8 protein-coding genes are annotated in these 20,182 nt (G+C 59.6%); 6 read left to right on the top strand and 2 right to left on the bottom strand.

The genetic code is table 11. The features are described from left to right. The first annotated feature begins 120 nt into the window (after positions 1-120). From M8N44_RS01885 to M8N44_RS01860, 6 genes are all read left to right on the top strand, one after another. Positions 121-1,482 carry a hypothetical protein gene (locus M8N44_RS01885; RefSeq protein WP_215709549.1) on the top strand — a complete coding sequence of 454 codons (1,362 nt, stop codon included), beginning with the start codon at positions 121-123 and terminating at the stop codon, positions 1,480-1,482. A 95-nt stretch (positions 1,483-1,577) separates the two neighbouring features. After that, a complete protein-coding gene (locus M8N44_RS01880) occupies positions 1,578-2,765 on the top strand; it encodes an iron-containing alcohol dehydrogenase (protein WP_102722505.1) in 1,188 nt (395 codons plus the stop codon). A 430-nt stretch (positions 2,766-3,195) separates the two neighbouring features. Next, positions 3,196-9,642 carry an alpha-2-macroglobulin family protein gene (locus M8N44_RS01875; protein WP_102722504.1) on the top strand — a complete coding sequence of 2,149 codons (6,447 nt, stop codon included), beginning with the start codon at positions 3,196-3,198 and terminating at the stop codon, positions 9,640-9,642. Positions 9,643-10,052: 410 nt separating this feature from the next. Then, positions 10,053-10,970 carry a DMT family transporter gene (locus tag M8N44_RS01870; protein WP_102728431.1) on the top strand — a complete coding sequence of 306 codons (918 nt, stop codon included), beginning with the start codon at positions 10,053-10,055 and terminating at the stop codon, positions 10,968-10,970. A 418-nt stretch (positions 10,971-11,388) separates the two neighbouring features. Next, positions 11,389-14,262: a PD-(D/E)XK nuclease family protein gene (locus M8N44_RS01865; RefSeq protein ID WP_102728253.1), complete on the top strand. Its 2,874-nt coding sequence runs from the start codon at positions 11,389-11,391 to the stop codon at positions 14,260-14,262. 1 nt (position 14,263) lies between these two features. Then, positions 14,264-17,425, top strand: coding sequence for a UvrD-helicase domain-containing protein (locus tag M8N44_RS01860; protein ID WP_102728252.1), 3,162 nt, complete (start codon positions 14,264-14,266; stop codon positions 17,423-17,425). Between the two features lie 228 nt (positions 17,426-17,653). Here the strand turns inward: M8N44_RS01860 and M8N44_RS01855 are convergent, their stop codons facing one another. Beyond that, positions 17,654-18,445 (bottom strand): PEP-CTERM sorting domain-containing protein, encoded by a 792-nt coding sequence (locus M8N44_RS01855; protein WP_102728251.1) that lies wholly within the window; start codon positions 18,443-18,445, stop codon positions 17,654-17,656. 333 nt (positions 18,446-18,778) lie between these two features. Further along, complete coding sequence (locus M8N44_RS01850; protein WP_146021216.1) at positions 18,779-20,164, bottom strand: DUF6056 family protein; 1,386 nt, start codon at positions 20,162-20,164, stop codon at positions 18,779-18,781. Positions 20,165-20,182 lie beyond the last annotated feature (18 nt).

Raw genomic sequence — 20,182 nt, 5'->3', positions numbered from 1 at the left:
CAAACAGGATTGGGCCCGGAGGAGGTAAAGTATTACCCTCTCCGCCTTTACTGGGAATGGGAACGGTATACTCCCCGGGTCCTGTCTCTGCTTTTGCCGGAAGCGGCCCGGAATTATGAAATGGCCGCTGTGGATTGTCCCTCCTGGGAGCCGGAACGCGCAGTCGCCCTCATAGGAAACGAACTCCACTGGGCGGTAGCGGCAGAAGGCAACAAAACAGATTATTTTATCAACAGCGCTCCCCTGTGGAAGAGCTGGTGGGCCTCCCTTCTTGAAAAATATCTTCCGGATTATTTTCCGGAAGAAACATTCCCTGCATGGCTACACCCCTCTGCCGCTCTGCTGAATGCATGGAAGGATCAAAAAATCCGCCGTCTGCATTGGCAGGAGTACAGCAGGAATTACGTTCGCCGCGGCGTTGCCATCCTGCCGCATGCTCTGGCGCAGGAACTCAAAACCACCTGGAAGAAGTGCATGGAAACCGCCGTGCTGGACATTCCTGCGGAGATGTTCGGGTGCTGTGACCAAGGATATTCCTTTTACTCCGCGGCTCCCGGACTGATTGCCACGGAACTGCATTCTTACCGCGGCCGTTTACCCCTGAAACGCCAGATGTTCCACATTTTCCATCTTCTTGTTGACGCGGCGAGCATGGATAATTTTACGCCTGAGACCCAGCTCATGATTCATGAGTTATGCGCCGACACCCGCAGAATTGCCGGGGAAATGAAGAAAGTTCCCCCGCGCGGTTTTTACTGGCGAGAGTTGGACGCAAAATTTTATTCTTCCTGTCCTGACTCGGCAAATAACTTTTGGGAAGGGAAAAAGCCCTCTTTGCGCCAGGGCAAGTCTGCTGAAGCATTCCTTCGGAAAGAGTGTATGACGCTGCCTCTTTCAACAAATCCGGTCTGGAAGGATCTGTTCCCCAATGCTCCGGAACACGCCACGGCCTGGATGAAAATTTATTCGGACGGCCAGTGCGGGGGCGCCTATATCCACCAGGGATTTCTCCACACAGCCACCACGTATCTGGGACGGCATTCCCGCTTTCTGTACGATTTCAGCCGGATGGACCATCCGCCCGCCATGACGCCCTATGATTTGTGGTGGAACGGGGAAGAAATGAGAGTCCGGCGTTCCTTTTTGAAACTGGAACCTGCTGCGGAACAGGAATTGAAGACCTATCTCCATTTGCTTTCCCGCTTCCGGGGCGGCAAGAATCATCACGGAGCCTTCTCTGGCATGCTGTTCAGTACGGACCTGGGCTGCAAAGACCTGATTCTGCAAGCTCTGAAAGAAGAATTCATGGAAGATGAGGATTCCTGCCCCCCTATTCAGTCATCCGTGCTGGACCACGTTTATTCGTTCTGGACTTCGGGAGACGTCAATTATCTTCAGGAAGGCTCCGGCCAATTGAATCAGCTCCGGAAAAACAGGGAGGAATTGGAACGGTATATGAAAAAACATCCTCCGGAACAATAAATCCGCCCTTCCGGAAGCGGAACGGGGCGCACAAAAGCCTTGAGCCGGGGATGGAAGAGCCGTAGCGTTAAAGGTACCGTCACCGCATCCCCGCCATGCTCAATTTCGTTTACGATAACAAGACCACGCTCATTTTCGGAAAAGGAACCCAGCATGAAGCGGGCGCCCTTCTCAAGCCGTTCGGCAAAAAAGTCCTCCTCCACTACGGAGGCGGCAGCATCAGGCGTTCCGGCCTTTACGACGCCGTCACGGCTTCCCTGAAAGCCGCCGGCGTGGAGTATGAGGAATTGGGCGGCGTCCAGCCGAACCCCACGCTTCCCCTGGTATATGAAGGCATCCGCCTCTGCCGGGAACACGGCCTGGGCCTCGTGCTGGCTGTGGGAGGCGGCAGCGTGATTGATTCCGCCAAGGCGATTGCGCTGGGCGTTCCCCATGAAGGGGACGTATGGGACCTGTATCTTTCCAAACAACAGCCGCAGGCGGACCCGCTGCCCGTCGCCACCGTGCTGACCATTCCCGCCGCAGGCAGCGAGAGCAGCCCGAACACGGTCATCACCAATGAAGAAACCAGGCGGAAGCTGAGGTACGGTTCTCCCAAATTGCGCCCCGTGTTCAGCATCATCAACCCGGAATTGTTTTTCACGCTCCCGCACCACCAGATGGCCAACGGCGTCAGCGACATGATGAGCCACATTTTTGAGCGCTATTTCACCAGAACCCTGCATACGGACCTTTCCGACGGCCTTTGCGAAACCACCCTGCGCACCATCATGAGAAACGCCCGCATCCTGAACGGGAACCTGCACGATTACGACGCCTGGGCGGAGATTGCGTTTTCCGGCAACCTCGCCCATAACAACCTGCTGGGCGTGGGCCGTGAACAGGACTGGGGCTGCCACGCCATGGAGCACGAACTGAGCGCCCTGTATCACGTGGACCACGGCGCGGGCCTGGCCGTCGTCACCCCGGCATGGATGAAGTATGTTTCCCCCAAACACCAAGGAATGTTCGCGCAGTTCGCCGTGAAGGTGATGGGTGTGGAGGGTTCCTTCCGGGAGCCGGATGCCCTCATCCGGGAAGGCATTTCCCGTCTGGAACGTTTTTACCGGGAATTGGGGCTTCCGACGACCATGGAAGAGTTGAACATCAAGTCCGGGGATTTTCCACTGATGGCGGAACAGGCCATCAGCGTGCGCGGCCCCATCGGGGGGCTGGAAAAACTGGACGCCCGGGACGTCCAGGCCATTTACCGCCTGGCATGCGAAGGCCCGCTGCCCGATTGACGGCATCCCCGTTTCTTCCTTCATCCTGCATTCCGGGACGGCCAGCCATGCAGGCCGTCTTTCCCTCCCGCAGAGACATGAACATGCATGCGGTTCGGCTCCCTCATCCGGCAGAGCTGATTCGGGACGAGGGGACGGCAGTGGAATATAAATATACCCAGGCAGTCCCTTTCCCTGGGAAGAAGAGAAGACGGCGGTTGCATATCCTCCGGAGGGGAACCTGAGGAAGCCGCCCTGAAAGCTCAAAAAGGACGCCGCGGCAGACGATCCGCACCGGAATACAGGCCGGAACGTAAAAGAAGTCCGGTTTGCTCGTTGAAAGTCAATCCTTCCAACGCTTCTGGCCATTGAACGGCATTAAGACAATCTCCCGCATGTTGTAACCTACTTGTAACTTGCCAAATATTTTACATGGAAGTAGTCTGGTTGAATGAACAGAATCTTTTCCCTGCTTTTTCTGGCGGGAGGCTTGCTGGCTTCCGGAATGCCGTGCCCGGCAGCCGCTTCCACTCCACCACAGCGTCAGGACGGCCCGTCCGCCCATGCCGATGACAAGGGAGGACTTCCGGAAGATTCCACTTCTTCATCCCAAAAAGGCGCCAAGGATGCGGACAAGGCAACTTCCATCTCCCAGCAGAGGAAGCAGTCCGTTGAGGCTATTGAAAAGCTTTTGGAAAAGAGGTTGTTCAAGAATGCGGCCAAACAGGCTTTAAAACAGCTTGACGAATACGACGACCAGTACAGCGGAGCGGACCTTCTTCTTTATTACCAGGCTTTGACCCGTCTCAATGCCCTGGACGATTCCACGAATCTGGATACCATCCTGCAAGAGCAGATGAAACGCCACGGCGGCAATCCCTATTTCCTGATGGACGCTGCCCATCTGTACCAGAACGCCAGCCATACGTTCAAACTGGTGGACGGCGCCTACATCCGCAGCGCCGAGCCATGGGACGGGGAATATTCCGGGGAAGCGAGGGACCGGGTGGAAGCCCTGCGGTGCCTTTCCAAGGCCATGCAACTGGCGGAGAAGGAAAAGAACATGAAGCTTCTGGGACAACTGCGCTTCATGACGGCTCAGGCGTTGCTGGTGAAAGGCAGCCGCTACAGTTCCCTTTCCCCCTTCCAGGCTTACGCCGCCCTGGGGAACCTCACCAGCCTGAAGGAACTGCCGGGGTACGTCGCCAGGGAGGAAGCCCCCCCGTTCCGGAACGTCGCCACCGTGCCCGTCACGGTCAATGCCAAAACGGGGAAGCCGGAAGTCGTCTTTTACCATGCCTCTTCCTCCTGGGAGACGGCTAAAAACGACGGGGAACGCATGCGCTGGCTGCTGGACGCCGCCATTCAGGCGAACCCGGAACTAGCCAACCAGGTCAACTATTTCACCGCCTCCTGGTGCCACCGGCTGTTCTCCTATTCCAATACGGCTCCGGACCAGGAGTTCGTGTACGGCCCCGGCAACGCGGGCATGGTGGCGGGCATCAACCCGGAGGAATTGAAAACGAACCAGACCGTCGTTAAAACCGACCGGACGGGCAACGGAAAATTCCTGCTCACCACCCTTCCTCCGGATTACGATTTCATCCGGATCGCCGCTGCGGTCCGAGTAACTCCGGAGCCGGATTATTACGTTAACGCCGGCAATCTGGCAGCCAATGAGTTCCTGGCCCGCAACCAGAGGCCCGCTGCCGCGGAGCTTTTAGGCAAAATCCTTCAGACCTGGAACGCACAATCCTGGAATCAAACGGACAAGGAGGATTTCCTGCACGTTGCGGACAACCTGAAGAAGCGCATTGCCTCCATCACGGAACCCAACGGAATGTTTGATGCGGATAAAAGAACGCTGCTGGCGGGGGAACCGGTGACGGTCGCCTTCTCCTACCGCAACGCCGCCCAGGCCAGCGTGACGGCCCGCTCCGTGGATATGAAGCGGTGGCAGGAGGAACGCATGGACAAGGTGCAGACCTCCAGCACGCTGGGCAACGCGTACAGGAAAAAGTATTCCAGCCTGGGGACCCTCCTTTTCAATCTGCTGCATGAGCCGTCCTACGCCCGCTATCTGGGTGAAGAAATCAAAGGGGAAAAGGTAGCTCTGGCTCCCGGGGAACGGCACCTGAACCGCATCGCCCAGATTCCCGTGCCCACCCGCAAGCCCGGCTGGTACCTGCTTACCGTCACGCTGGATAACGGCTACCGGTTCCACCGCTTCCTCACTCTGTCAGACATGGTATTGGTGCGCCGTTCCGTGCCGGAAGGCAACCTATGGTTCCTGGCGGATGCCGGAACGGGAATGCCCGTGGAAGGGGGCAGCCTGCGCCTCCTTCGCTACCAGGAGGATAAAACGCTCCAAAAACACCAGGTGAAGGGAACCACGGACAAGGACGGAGCCATGATAGAAACAATCCCTCCCCGCGGTTCCCGCACTCCTTCTTACAACATGTTCCTGGGCATCGCTTCCAAAGGGGACAGCTATGTGCTGGCGGGAGTATCGGATTACGGCTGGGAATCCGGCAATTATCTCATGGATACGGCAAACAAGGCCTCCGACCCCTATTCCTGCTTCTTCCTGGAAAGCCAGCCCGTATACCGCCCCGGACAGACGGCGCGGTTCAAGGGCGTCCTCTTCCGTCCGGACATCGCAAATCCCGGAACGAAGGACTGCGCCGGAAAAAAGCTGACGCTGACCATTACTTCCCCAACCGGGGATGAGAGCGTTTTTCCGCCAAAAACCGTCACGACGGATTCTACCGGCTGTTTTGAACTGGAACTGCTCATTCCTGCGGAAGCTCCGCTGGGCCAGTATGGAGCCAAGCTGAAGCTGCATGATTCCGCGGACCCGGATTTCCGGCTGTATGCCCCTCTCTTCCGTATGGAAGAGTACAAGAAGCCGGAATTCTCCGTCAGGATGGACGCCCCCTCCAGACCCATCCGCCTGGGCCGGCCCATTCCCGTCTCCATTCAGGCGGACTATTACGCGGGCGGTCCCGTAAGCGAGGGGAAGGCCACCATTACGATCACCCGGACACTGGGAGCGGATGTCTGGACGCCCTACTGGAAATGGAGCTGGCTGTACGACAGGTCTTTCAGCCCGTACTACATTCCCTTTTCTCCGGATGCACCCCTGACCGTCCTGGAAAAGACGGTGCCGCTGGATAAGGACGGAAAAGCGTCCGTGGAGCTTTCCACGGCGCAGGACGCCCGGGATTTCGCATCCCAGAATATCACCTACCGCGTCTCCGCCAGCGTGACGGATGCCTCCCTGCGGGAAGTTTCCGCTTCCGGGCAGGTCATCGCCACCTTCCGCCCGTTCAACATCTTCACCGCCCTGAACCGCGGCTACGCCCCCACCGGAACGCCGGTGCAGGCCTCCATCACCGCGGCCACGGCGGACGGCGCCAAGATTGCTCACGCCAAGGGAACCTCCGTTTTGCAGCATATCCGCGCGGACGGCAGCCGGGAGGCTCTGGAAACCTGGAATATCACCACCGGAAAGGAAGGGGAAGCCACCCTGTCCTTCCAGACCAGGGAATCCGGCCTGTATGCCCTTTCCTCTACCCTGAAGGACGAACACGGCAACAGGGTGGAAGAGTCTTTCCAGTTCCTTTCCTACGGCAAGGGCAAACAGAATCCTTTTAAAATCAATCCCCTTTCCATCACTCCGGACAAGAAGGAATACGCACCGGGAGATACGGCCAAACTGCTCCTCGCCTCTGATTATCCGGACGCCCGCGTCTGGACCTTCCTGCGCAATTCCTGGAAAGACGAGTCCCGCAGCCTGGTCCCTCTGGACCGGCAAACCGCCCTGGTGGAATGCCCCCTGACCCGGGAAGACATGCCCAACATGGGCGTGAACGCCTTCACCGTCAGAAACGGGGAACTTCACACGGCTTCCGCCGAACTGCTGATTCCGCCAGCCAGCCAGATTCTGGCTCCTTCCGTAACACCGGGCAAATCCCAATACCAGCCCGGTGAAGAAGGGCGAGTAACGGTTCAGGTCAAAGGGCCGGACGGCAAACCCGTCAGGAACGGCATCGTTACCCTGGCCGTCTATGACAAGGCTCTGGAATATATCGCACGCCCCAATATTACGGACATCGCCAAGACCGTCTGGGGGAGCCTGAACGAAACCGGCTTTCTCAGCCTGAAAAAAATGACGGCCGCCGGAACGCAACAGGACCGCGGCCCGGACCAGCCCTACTTCCAATCCCTGCTCTACAGTGACTACGGCTATCTGTTGCGGAGGGAAAAAGGAGCCGTCAACGGCTTTGCTACCGCAGGAGTCAGATCCGGTAATTATGCTATCAGCGGAAAAGCCGCAAGCCGCGTATTGGCTGAAGGAGCGGCAGTCCCCGCCGCCGCACCGGTTCCGGCCATGCAGCAGATGGCTTCGGATGAAGAAAGCGCAGAAAGTGATTCCTTTGCAGCCGGACAGGGAGACGCAGACGTGCAGGAGAACAGTTCCCCGCACATTCAACTGCGCACCAATTTTGCGGACTGCATCAAGTGGTGCGGCACGCTCAGGACGGATGAGGAAGGGAACGTTACCGTTCCTGTGGAGATGCCGGACAACCTGACCACCTGGAAAGCCGCCGCCTGGGCCATCACCCCCGGATTGCAGGTAGGGCAGGCTTCCGCGGAATTCCTGACCACGAAGGACTTCATGGTCAGCATGCAGGCCCCGCGCTTCTTTGTGGAAAAAGACGTAGTGATGCTCAGCGCCCTGGTCCGCAACCGGACGGACAAGGCCGTCCGCGCCCGCGTTTCCATTTCCCTGAAAGACGGTTGCCTGGAACTTCTCCCGGCTGACGCTCCGGCCGTAAAGGGGCTCGCCGCAGATACGGACAATTCCGCCGTGCGGGAAGTGGACGTTCCCGCCCAGGGGCAGGCAGTCGTCAACTGGTGGACCGCCGCCATCAGGGAGGGAACCGCCGCCGTCGCCATGGAGGCGGCGTCCGGCTCCACCGGAGACGCCATGCAGATGAACTTCCCCGTGCTGGTGCACGGCATGAAGCAGCTCCATGCGGGGAGCGCCGTGGTGCTTCCCGGAGAACAGGAGCAGAAACTCTCCATTTCCCTGCCGCAGCAGCGGCGCAGGGAGGAAAGCGAGCTGGTCGTCAAGGTTTCCCCCAGCATCGCCCTCAGCATGGTGGAAGCCCTGCCCTACCTGGCGGAATACCCCTATGGCTGCGTGGAACAGACGCTCAACCGCTTCCTGCCCGCTCTCGTCGTGACGGACGCGCTCAAGCAGCTCGGTCTGAATCCTGGCGCGGCGCTGGAAAGCCACCGTAATCTGAATCCCCAGGCCATCAAGAACAAGGCCTTCCATGACAGCATCATGAAGAAGCTGGAACGCAACCCCGTTTATGATGAAGCCGCGCTGAAGAAGATGGCCGCCAAGGGAATCTCCTCCCTCCGGGAGAAGCAGCTCTCCAACGGTTCCTGGGGATGGTTCGGAGGAGCCAGCGAGGGAGACCCCGTCATGACGGCCCATGTGGCGCACGGCTTGAAGATTGCTTCAAACACGGTCAATGTCCCGGATGGGATGCTTTCCGGAGCCGTCCGCTGGCTGAAAAACTATCAGGAAAGCCAGGCCGCTCTTCTTGAGAAAGGAGACGAATACCGGAAACTGGAAAAACTGCCGGACGGCCCGAAGAAGAAGGAAGCCATCCGCAAGCTGGGGGATTACCGCCTGACGGTCTCCGCCACGGACACCCTCGTTTATTCCGTTCTGGCGGAATGCGGCGTCAAAAACCTGCCCATGGAACGCTACCTGTTCCGCGACAGGCTGGAACTTCCCGTCATCAGCCAGGTTCAACTGGCGGAAATCCTGCTGGACGCCCACCGCATGGACGACTTCAAGAAGGTAATGCCCATCATTTCCCAGTTCCTCCAGCAGGACGACTCCCTGCAAACCGCATGGCTGCGCCTTCCCAATGAAGGCTACTGGTGGCGGTGGTACGGCAGCGGCGTAGCCACGCAGGCCGCCTACCTGAAACTGATGGCCAAGAGCGACCCCGGCAATCCCGTCACGGCGCGCCTGGCCAAATGGCTGCTCAACAACCGCGCCAACGGTTCCTACTGGGACTCCACCAAGGATACGGCGGATTGTCTGGAAGCCCTGTCCGCCTACCTTCTCCAGACCAGGGAAGGCATGGAGGACATGGAAGCGGAAATCCTTTACGACGGCGTTCCGGTCAAAACGGTCGCCAGTACGAAGGAGACCCTGTTCACCTTTGACAACGCCTTCCGCATGAGCGGGAAAGACCTGGCGGACGGCAGCCACGTCATCACCATCCGCAGGAAGAAGGGCAGCGGAAACATTTATGCCAATTCCACCCTCAGCTACTTCTCCCTGGAAGACCCCATTCCCGCCGCGGGGAATGCCGTCACCGTGGAACGCTCCTACTACTGCATCCGGAAGGAAACGGTGAAGGACGACTCCGTGAAGGACACCCAGACGGATGCCGGAGAGCTCGTCTCCCAGGGCAAGGACCTGACCCGCCGCACGCTGTTGAAAGACGGAGACGTCATCGCCAGCGGCGACATCATTGAAGTGGTGATGACCGTGAAAACGAAGAACGACGTGGAATACCTCATGCTCCTGGACCCCAAGCCCGCGGGATGCGAATCACAGGAAACCACCAGCGGCTACGCCTGGATGGGGACCGTATCCGGCTACAAGGAAATAGGGGATGAAGAAATACGCGTCTTCCTTTCCTCCCTGCCCATGGGACAATACCAGATCAGCCACCGCCTGCGCGCGGAACGCCCGGGACGCTTCAGCGCCCTGCCGGCCGTCATTGAGGCCATGTACGCGCCGGAACTCCGCGGCAACAGCAAGGAACACAAAATCGGCATCTCCATGCCTGCCGAATAGAAGCCCGGCCACCCGCAGGGACCCCGATAAAAACGCCTGCATCAGCGTCCCCGTAAAGGAACAGGACTTCAGCCAGGGTCTTCTTATTCCTGTTCCGCCTCAAATCCTGCCGCATGGAGTTGAGGCGGAAAGCGGGCAATACCGCCACTCCCGCCCCATAGGAGCCGATGCAATTTTGGACGAACGGCGGGTCAATCATTTTCCCGTTAAAATCAAATGAAGACGGAAACCGGACCTGCCCGGCGTCAGGGGGAAAAAACCGGAGAGCCATACCTTCCCAATTCCCCGGATGAGCATGCCCCTCTCCCCGCCTGGCCGTTCTCTCCGGGGCTGCGGTTCCGCGCTAAAAACTCTTGCAATCCGTCCGCGGAAGCGGAGAATGCGTTGCCCGCTGCGCAGCGGGCCGTACCATGGAATCCGGAACCCTGAAGGGACATATCGCGATGGGAGCGGCGGCCATTATCTGGGGCCTCATGTCTCCGGTCAGCAAACTGGTCATGCAGCCGGGGGAAGTCAGCTCCGCTTCCCTGGCTACCTTCCGCCTGCTGGGAGCGGCCATCCTGTTCTGGCTGGCCTCCGCCTTCGTGCCCGGGGAAACCATTGCAAGGAAGGACCGGCTGACCCTGTTTTACGCCTCCCTGTTCGGCATCATTTTCAACCAGATGGCCTTCACGGTGGGCGTGGGATTCACCTCTCCGGCGGATGCGGCCATCATCACCACCATTACGCCGGTACTGACCATGATTCTGGCGGCCTTCGTCCTCCGGGAAATGATCACGGGAAAAAAAATCATCGGGGTCTGCGCCAGCGCCATCGGAGCCATTCTGCTGGTTTCCGGCAGCGGAGGGCGTGCGGCGGCCCTGCCGGGAGACAACAACCTGCTGGGGGACATCCTTTGCCTGGCCTCCCAGTGCAGCGTAGCCGTTTACTTCGTCTTCTTTAAAAACCTGATCGGCAGATACTCGCCCGTCACCCTGATGAAATGGATGTTCACCTACGCCGCCATCGCCTGCCTGCCCTTCACCTTCCGGGACGTGGTTTCCATCCGTTATTCCGCACTTCCCATGCAAACGTGGCTGGGCATTGCCTACGTGGTGGCATTCGCTACCTTTGTAAGCTACATCTGCCTGTCCTTCGCACAGCAGCGGCTGAAACCCACCGCGGTCAGCATGTACAACTACTGCCAGCCGGTGATTGCCTCTTCCGTAGCGGTGCTGTGGGGGATGGACCACTTCGGCTGGATGAAAACCCTTTCCGTCCTGCTGGTTTTCACGGGCGTGCTTCTGGTCACCAGAACCGGAAAAAAGACCGCCGTTCAGGAGCCGTAAATAATCGGGAACTTCAGAAAACGGCCTTCTACAGCCACGCAGGAATGAACACACTTGTTTAGGGAGGCGGGGCATTCCCGAAAAAGCCACTTGGTGAACTCCCTTCTGGGAAGAAGGTCCTCCCGGTCCCTACGGACGCCGGGCGGAACACAGCAAGAGAAAATTCCCCTCCACGAAGGGGCGGAAAAGCTCCCGTCCAAAAACCGGAAGCCTTCCTTCCCAGGCAAAAATCCGCGGATACAAAAAAAGGCATCCCTCCCTCAAAGCTAAAACGCCACTAAAGCCCCTGACACTCCGTGATCTCCCATCCCCCTCCCGGCAGCCCTGAAAAAATAGATGGGAAAATACGCCCCGGCAAGGTATAATACGCCCGTAGTCTCCGCCTTTTCCCCTTTCCGGGGAGTCCTGCTTCCCTGCCATGAACCGACTCTTTCTATCCTGGGACAAACCGGCCTGCCGGGCTGTAGCGGAGCGGCTGCTTTCCCTGGGAAACGACTTCCACCGGAATCTGGTGCTGGTCCCCACACGGGAATCCGGCAGGCAATTGAGGGAATACCTTGCCTCCATTTCCAGCGCACAGGCCATCTTCGCCCCCCAGGTTATTCCGGCGGACCAGTTCCCCCGGCTGGAGGAAAAGGAGGAAACGGCTTCCGTCCTGGAAGAGCTGGCCGGCTGGCTCCAGGCGCTGGGAACCTCTCCCCACCGTCTTTATCCGCGCCTGTTCCCCCGGCACATGCCGGAGGATTTTTCCAGCATGCTGGAAATGGCGGGCAGCCTGCAAAGCCTTAAACACGCCATGGCGAACCAGGGCATTTCCTGCGGCATGGCCCAGGATTCCTGCGCGGGCCGTGACGAACGCTGGACGGACATGGACAGGTTGTCGGAGTACTGCACGCAACAGTTGAAAGGCTGGCAGCTTGCGGACAGAACCGCCATGGAGGCGGAAGCACCGCCGCATCTGCTCCATTCCCTGCGGGAAACAGGAGGGCACGTCATCCTGGCCTGCGTAGCGGACGTTCCGCGTCCCCTGCGCCAGGCCCTCCAGCATGCGGAACGCAGCGGCGTGCCCGTCCAGATATGGATACACGCGCCGGAAGAGGAAGCCGGTTCCTTTGACTCCTGGGGATGCCCCCTTCCGGAAGTCTGGACCCAGTGCCCCATCCATATCAGCGACGCCCAGATCAGGATCACGGCCAACCCTGCCCGGCTGGCCGGGGAAACGTGCCGCATGGTCGCCCGCACAGCGGAGGGAACAACGCCGGACGTCGCCCTGGGCGTTTGTGATCCGGACATGAACGTAGCCCTGGATGCCGCCCTGCGGGAATACGGCTGGGGCCTCCACAATCCGGAAGGGAAACCCTTTGCCGGAACCGGCGTCATGGACCTGCTCCGCCACCTGCGGCAGGCGCTGGAAGAAAAGGGCGCGGCGCGGCCCGTCTTCTGCCTGGCGCGTTCCTCCCTGCTCTGCGCCTCCCTGGGAATAGGCAACCAGCAGTACTGCTGCGCCGCGCTGGATAAAATCCAGCAGAAGTTCCTTCCGGAATCGGAAGATTACCTGATTTCCAGGCTGAAGGAATTTTATCCGGCCGCCCTCCCTTCCATCCAGGCCATTCTGGCCTGGCGGAACCGGATGGCGGAACCCGGCACGCTGGGGGAAAGGCTGATGGAATGGTTCCCGGCTCTGGCGAACGCCTACGGTCCGGAAACGGAAGCCATGGAAATGCTCCATTCCTGCCTTTCCGGCCTCATACGCCTTCAGCAACGCTCCACCGCCTTCTCCAGACCGGAGACGGCCCTCCAGCTCCTGATGAAATGCCTTCAGCCGCTGCGCGTCAAAAACAGAAGGAAGGCCCACGCGGTACTGGATTCCCTGGGCTGGATGGAAGTCCACTTCCGCCCGGAGAAACACCTTATTCTGACGGGATTGAACGAGGGGACCGTACCGGAAGGCGGCGTTTCCGACCAGTTCATGCCGGAGGAACTGAGGGAAGCCCTAGGCATCGATTCCTTCAACCGGAAAAAAGCCCGGGACAGCTTCCTGCTGACCGCCCTGCTCCATTCACGGGAACGGGAGGGCAGCCTCACCATCATTCTCTCCCGGACCAGCAGCAAAAACGATCCGCTGACGCCTTCCTCCCTGCTCATGCGCTGCCCGGACGCGGAACTGCCGCACCGCGTGGAACAGCTTTTCCGGGAAATCAGCGATCCGCCCGCACCCCTCCCCTACCAGCGCGGAAGCTGGTACCTTCAGCCCGCAGAAGGCTGGAAGGCCGCCACGGACATCGGCGCGATGGCGCCCGGCTACAAAAACCCGTGGAAGGAAAAAGGGCTGGCCTTCTCCCCTTCCGTCCTCAAAAGGTTCCTGGCGTGCCCCATGCGCTTCTGGATGCGGGAGGCCCTGCACATGAATGAGGAGGAGTTCCTGCCGGACAAGGAGGACATGGCCGTCAACGAACTGGGCACCATGCTGCACGATGTGCTGGAATGCTTCTGCCGGGAACACGCCGCCCTGAAAGACGGCATGGAAGCCGCCGCCCTTCAGGACGCCATCACGGAAATACTGGAACAAACCTTCCGGAAACAATACGGCCCCACGCCCCTCATGCCCCTGCTGCTGCAAAAACGCTCCATGGAGCAGAGGCTTTCCGTTTACGCCGTCCAGCATTTGCAGGACCTTCAGGAAGGCTGGTCCTGCATCGCCTTTGAGCACCAGGTGGAAGACTGGTCCCTGGGCGGCTTCCCCATGAAATTCCGCATTGACCGCATCGACCGCCACGCGGACGGCCGCATACGGGTCATTGACTACAAAACGGGAGCAGCCGCATCCTGTGAAAGAAAGCATCTGGAACCGATCGGGCGCCCGGACGCCCTGTCCCTGCTTTCCCCGGCCCTGCGGCCCTACACCAAACGCCAGAAAAACGGAAGGCTGGCGCACGCGCGCTGGAAAGACCTGCAACTGCCCGTTTACGTGCTGTGGGCCGCGGAAGCCTATGGCGGCCACCCTTCGGCGGCGTATTACGCCCTTCCCGCCAATCCGCTGGACATCGGCATCTCTGCCTGGGACACGCTTCACGACCCCATGCCCGGCTATGAGGAATGCGCGCTGGACAGCGCGCGCGCCTGGACGGTGGAGCTGATGAAGCTCCTTCATGAGGGCCGCGGGCTCATCACCGCGGAGGAACTGGGCTGGAACCCTCCCTCCTACGACGTGTTCAAGGACCTGATGGCCTCCCGGCGTGAAAGCCTGCAGGACCTGCTGGGCCTCAACCTCACCCCCCACCTGCCTTTCTGAGATGTTCTCCCTGACCAACATGCTGATCTCCGCATCCGCCGGAACGGGAAAAACCTACCAGCTTTCCCTGCGCTTCCTGGGGCTGCTGGCTCTGAACCACGGCAGCCACCCCGAACGGCTCATCGCCATCACCTTCACCCGGAAGGCGGCAGGGGAATTCAAGGACCGCATCCTGACGGACCTGGCTGCGGGGGCTACGGACGAGGAGGGGGCGCAACGCCTGAAAGAACAGCTCTGGACGGTCATCAAGGGAACACCGGGGGAACCCGGCATCTGGCCCGGAGCAACGGAGGCATGGAAGGCGGAAAACCTGCACCGGGAGCGTTTCCGGCATCTGCTGCACATCCTGGTGCAGAACCTGGCGCGCCTCAACCTCTGCACCATTGACAGCCTTTTTGCCCAGATTGCCTCCACCAGCACCTTTGAGCTGGGCGTCAGCGGCTTCAGCATGATTGACACCACGGCGGAGAAGCTGGCGCGCCGCGAAGCCCTGCTTTCCCTGTACCGGGAATGCTCCGTGAACAGGGAGCGGAGGCGGAATTTTGAAGACGCCTTCCTCTCCGGAGCGGACTCCGATGCGGAAGCCGCGGATGCGGAGGATTCCATGATGCGGCGTCTCAACACCTACCACGAACTTTTCCTGGACGAACCGGACGCCGGAACATGGGGAAACCCCGTCGCGCTGGGCTTCACGCCGGAAGAACTGGCCCCCCCCGTTCCCCTGGAACAATTTGACGCCGTCCTGCATGCCGTGGCTTTCCAGGCACAGCAGGCGCCCGCTCCGGAAGGGAAAAACGGCTCCAAAAACAAAGAACTGTTCCTGCGCTTCCTGAACGGTTTCTCCCAATACGCCAGGCTGGGCCGCGTGCGCTTCCGCACGGACGGAGGTTCTTCCTGGAACATCACCGTGGAAGAGGCGCGGGAAAAATTCAAGGACTTCTGGTCCCCTCCGCTGGAAGAACTCATCCAGAGCTGGCTGCGCATGGAGGTCCTGCAGGCGCTGCGCCGCACCCGCGCCACGCACGGACTGATGCTCCTTTTTGAAGGCAAATACTCCTCCCTGGTCCGCAACAAGGGAAGGTTCCTGTTTCACGACGTCACGCGCATGCTGGGCGGGGGAGCCGTCACGCCGGAGCTCAAGAGAGACCTGCAATACCGCATGTACTGCCGCTATGACCATTGGATGCTGGATGAATTCCAGGACACGTCCCAGTCCCAGTGGCGCGTCATCAAGCCTTTTCTGGACGACCTGACGGAATCCAAGGCCGGGAGCGAAGGCAGCATCTTCGTGGTGGGGGACATCAAGCAGAGCGTGTACCAGTGGCGCGGCGGGGATCCGGAGCTTTTCCGCTCCGTTTCCACCCAGCTTCAACTGGAAGAACGCGGCATGTCCACCTCCTACCGTTCCGTCCAGCCCGTGCTGGACCTGGTGAACGACATCTGCGACTACGCCCGGACGGCGCCGGACTGCGAACCCGCCGCCCTGGAACAATGGGGGGAATATCCGGAGCACCGGTGCGCCCCCCATCTGGAAGGCCGGTCCGGCGTCTCCCAAATCTGGCAGACGCCCAAGGCGGAATCCTCCACCGCCAACGACCTGGTGTGCCAGGCGGCAGCCGACATCCTGGAACGTACCGGAGCCCTGCGCCGCGGCCTGGAAACCGCCATTCTGGTCAGCACGAAAAACCAGGCGCTAGCCATCAAGACCTGGCTGACGGACCACGGCGTTCCCGCGGAGGTATGCGACGACGTTCCGGTGGGCGTGGATTCCCCCCTGGGAAAAAACCTGCTGTACTTCTTCCGCTGGCTGCTCATGCCGGGAGACCCCTTTGCCGCAGGCCTGCTCACCCATTCCCCCCTCCGGCCCCTCGTCACTCCGGAACGGCCTGAAGGCATGGACTGGAAGGCCTGGCGCCTCCTGCTGGAACGGGACGGCTACGCCGCCGTCATGGAGGAACTGGAGCGGAGGCTGGCCCGGACGGGAACGGAACTGACCGAATTCCACCGGGACCGCCTGGCCGTCTGGAAGAATGAGGCGGAACAGGTGGACGAGAAGGGCGTTTCCCTGGATGAATGGATCAGGCACATGGAAGACGTGACCCGCCGGGAGGATCCTGCCGGGGGCATCGTCCGGATCATGACCATCCACAAATCCAAGGGCCTGGGATTCGACATCGTCATCCTGCCCCAGATCGGCAGGGACGCCCCCTTTGCAGACGGAAGGCACCTGACCCACTTTGTCAAAAAGAACCGGGAGGGCAGCATAGAAGGAATCGTGCTGGTCCCTTCCAGGCACGTTTACACGAACGTTCCACAGCTCCAGGAGCTTTACCGGGAATGGCGCGCCCAGCAGCAGTTTGACGGCTTCTGCAAGCTGTACGTGGCGCTCACCCGCGCCAAGCGGGCCACGTACGTCATTCTCCCCTACCGGGAAGAAAAAGGTGAAATGACCGCGGATTCCATGTGGAAGGTCGTCCGTTCCGCAGCCCGGTCCTGTGAAAAAGGAACGGAAGACACGCTTCCGGAATCCGGGGCGGAATGCCTGTATTCCTGCGGCCATGGCGGGTGGTACGGAGAATTCACGGAATCCGTACGGGAACGGGCGGAGGAAGACACGCCGGAATGGCCCCTCCAACGGCCGATGGTCAGGGAGCGGCTTTCCCCCTCCGGCCTGCCGGCGGCAGAAGACGCGGCCCACGAAGGAAGATATGCCGACGATGCGGAATCCGCCGCATTCGGTTCAGCCGTTCACGCCGTCTTTGAACGGATTACCCGCTGGGATGAATCGGACAAGCCGGAATGGGCTCTTCATCCCGCCACGGAGGCGGAACGCACGGTGGCCGCCTGCATGGAGATTCCCTCCATCCGCGAACTCTTCACCCCTCCCGGAACGGCACGCATCATGAAGGAACAGCGCATTGAAGCCATTGACGGGAACAGTTGGATCTCCGGCGTGATTGACAGGCTGCTCCTTCATGACGGAAGCGCCTGCATCGTGGACTTCAAGACGGACCATGCGAACTCTCCGGAGCAATTGCGGGAACGCCACTCCAACCAGTTGAACGCCTACGCCCGCATCGTGTCCAGAATCACGGGAATACCGCCGGAACGAATCGCGTGCATCATTGTTTCCACCCATTTGAAGGAAACCATCCGCATTTAAAGGAATTTTTTTCCTGAAGGACCGGCAGTTGTCTTTCCCCGCATTTTCCTTGCCGTTCCTCCCTGCGTTCCTATGTTAACGACGGATAATCCCCTATGGAAAAAACCGTTGCCGCGGCTGGAAAACATGCCGCCCCGAAGGCGCGGAAAGGGAAAGGCCGTTAAATAAAAAAGCCGTCCCGCGCGGACGCGGAACAGCTTTGAATAAAAACGGTTGGAACCTTCCTGGTCAGGCGCGGCGGCGGCGCAGGCACAGAGCGGCCAGGCCCAGCAGGCTCAAAGTAGCCGTAGCAGGTTCCGGAACCTGGGTCAGGGAAAGGTAATTGAGGGCCGTACGGCCAAAATTGCTGGAACCGTCCCCCTGAATCGTGAGAGTAAGCGTCCCGTCTTCCCCCACCACGATGTGCTCCACCGTGGAATAAAGGCCCTTGTTGGCGGAAGGATTGGAGCCGTCTGCGGCATTCCCGGGAGCCAGAACGCCGGAACTGTCGCCCGTCGTCGTGGAAAGCTCGTTCCAATCACCGCTGGCGTTTGTGCCAAAGTTTGTCCAGGTCGCGTTGGAAGCGTCGGCGCCTCCGATCGTCCACGTCTGTCCGGCAAAGACGTCCTTACCCGTGAAACCGCCGAAAAGGGACAAGGTATATTCCCCGGCGGCAAGACCGCTGAAAGTCACGGTAAAAGAACCGGAACCGGTCGCCGTCTGCGTTAAAAGGCCGTCCCGGAAGCTGTCTCCCAGGGAGAAAGGCATGCTGCCGCCAAAAGCGTTCTTCCACCCGTTTTCTTCGCCGGGCGTCTTGGTCGTGGTATGGCCGTCATCCCCCACAGGGTATCCGGCCGTGCTCCATCCCAAAGTGACGTCGCCCGGCATCGTGCCCAGGGCTGCGGAGGAATGGCCGTAATTCATATTGAGGGCTCCGTCTGTCGCGGCGTCATCGCGCCCGAAGTCAATTTGCACAGTCGCCGCCTGCACTGCCAGCAGGGAACTTGAAATCAGAGCCAGAGAAAACAAGGACTTCTTCATGGTGACACAAAGTAAACCGGATCAATAATCCGATGTCAATGGAAAACACTAAAAATTAAATAATATATCTTTTTTGTTTTCCATGTATTGAGGGATTCATATCAAGATATAAATATATATAATGTATTTAATATAAATAGATTTAATATTAATTAAAGATTTTATGCAATCATCGGATTATTGATCCGCAAGAGCATTCCTGTTCCACCGGCATTCGAGTAAAGAAAAGATGGCCGGAGGGCGGTTTATAAAAACAGCCGGACTTTTACCGCGCCGCCGTTTCCACCGGAATACGGCCGCGCCGGGAAAACAGCTATTCGCCAAAAAAGACGGTCAATGTTCAGGCACAGCCACCCGGATGCTTTCAATTCCCAGATAACGGGCAATGGAACGGTTGATAAATTCATCCGGGTCTCCGCTGCTCATGCGCCACATCACGGAAACATAGGGAGCCAGAGGCACGGGCTCATAAGGAGGGACCGCAATGTTTCTCTCTCCCTTTTCCAGTTCATGGCGGATGAACATTTTCCGTTCCTCGCACTGGCGGTGGATGCGCGGGAAGGCATCCAGATACCCGGAGCATACCCACAGGGCCAGCCCGGCCGCCGCAAGCAGCACGCAGGAAGGAATCCAACGCCTCTGCGCGGCGTCCATCCATACCCCGTACAGTCCCAGGATGCCCGTCATCATCAGCACCGTAGCGGAAAACATGGCATGCCAAGCGGGAATCACGCGCACAAAAAAGCTGATTGCCATGGCATGGGCCACCAGAATGAACAGAAGGGAAACGCACATGCGGCGGAGAGAAGCCCCCTTCCAAGTCTTCCAACCTCTTCTCCACGTCAGCAGGGTCAGGGCCACGGCGACGGCTGCCAGCAGGATTTTAGGAAGCGGCATGAACTCGTAAAAAGCATTCATCAGTTCCGGAATGGCGCCGAAACGCTCCGCCCAGGAGTGAAGGACGGCGGCGCCACCCGCCGTCTCCGAATGAAGACGCACGCCGTTTCCCGGAGCCAGCAGAAGGCAGGCGCCACCCAGGGCATGAAAACCCCAGCCGACGAAGAACCAGCGGGGAAGAGCCAGGCTCTTCCAACGCGCATACAGCCAGTACAGGAACAGCATGCCCAGGGAAGCGGGAATCTGGTTCTCGTTGGTCATCCCGGCGGCAAAAGCCGCCACGCCTATCCAAAGCCAGGAAAAGGGCCTGTCCTTAATCCGGGAGGTCCCGGCCCATAAGCCGCGGTACAGGCACAGGAAGCCCAGCCAGACGGCGGCTGACCACGCATAGTTTGTCCCTCCGGACAGCCAGAACATCGTGATGCCCGGCCTGGATGAAGACGTGAGCAGAAGAAGGGCGCCCACAGAAAACAGCAGAACATCCCGCCAGTGCCCGGAATTCACCCTCCTTCCCCGCGCCAGGTAAAACATCATCAGGGCCAGGGAAAGAATCACGAAGGGATTGACGGCCAGGAAAAGCCACTTCCCCGCCGTGGCCGTAAAGACAGCCAGGAATTCCCCCAGGCGGGGATTCCAGTTCATGTACGACCACCAGCACCGTTCCAGCACGGGCTGGAAGGCAAGACGGTGGCCAGCCCCGAATACGGAATGCATGAAGCTGTCCCCGGTGAAGGGGGTCCACCAGGTGAGCAGCATGGCGTACACGAGAAGCGCCAGCACCACCGCCCGGAACAGGAAACGCGCCGCCAGTGACTGCTTCATGGAATCAAGCCGTATCAA

This window comes from Akkermansia massiliensis (assembly GCF_023516715.1).
GTDB lineage: Bacteria > Verrucomicrobiota > Verrucomicrobiia > Verrucomicrobiales > Akkermansiaceae > Akkermansia > Akkermansia massiliensis.
This window is presented reverse-complemented; position numbering and strand designations above follow the sequence as displayed.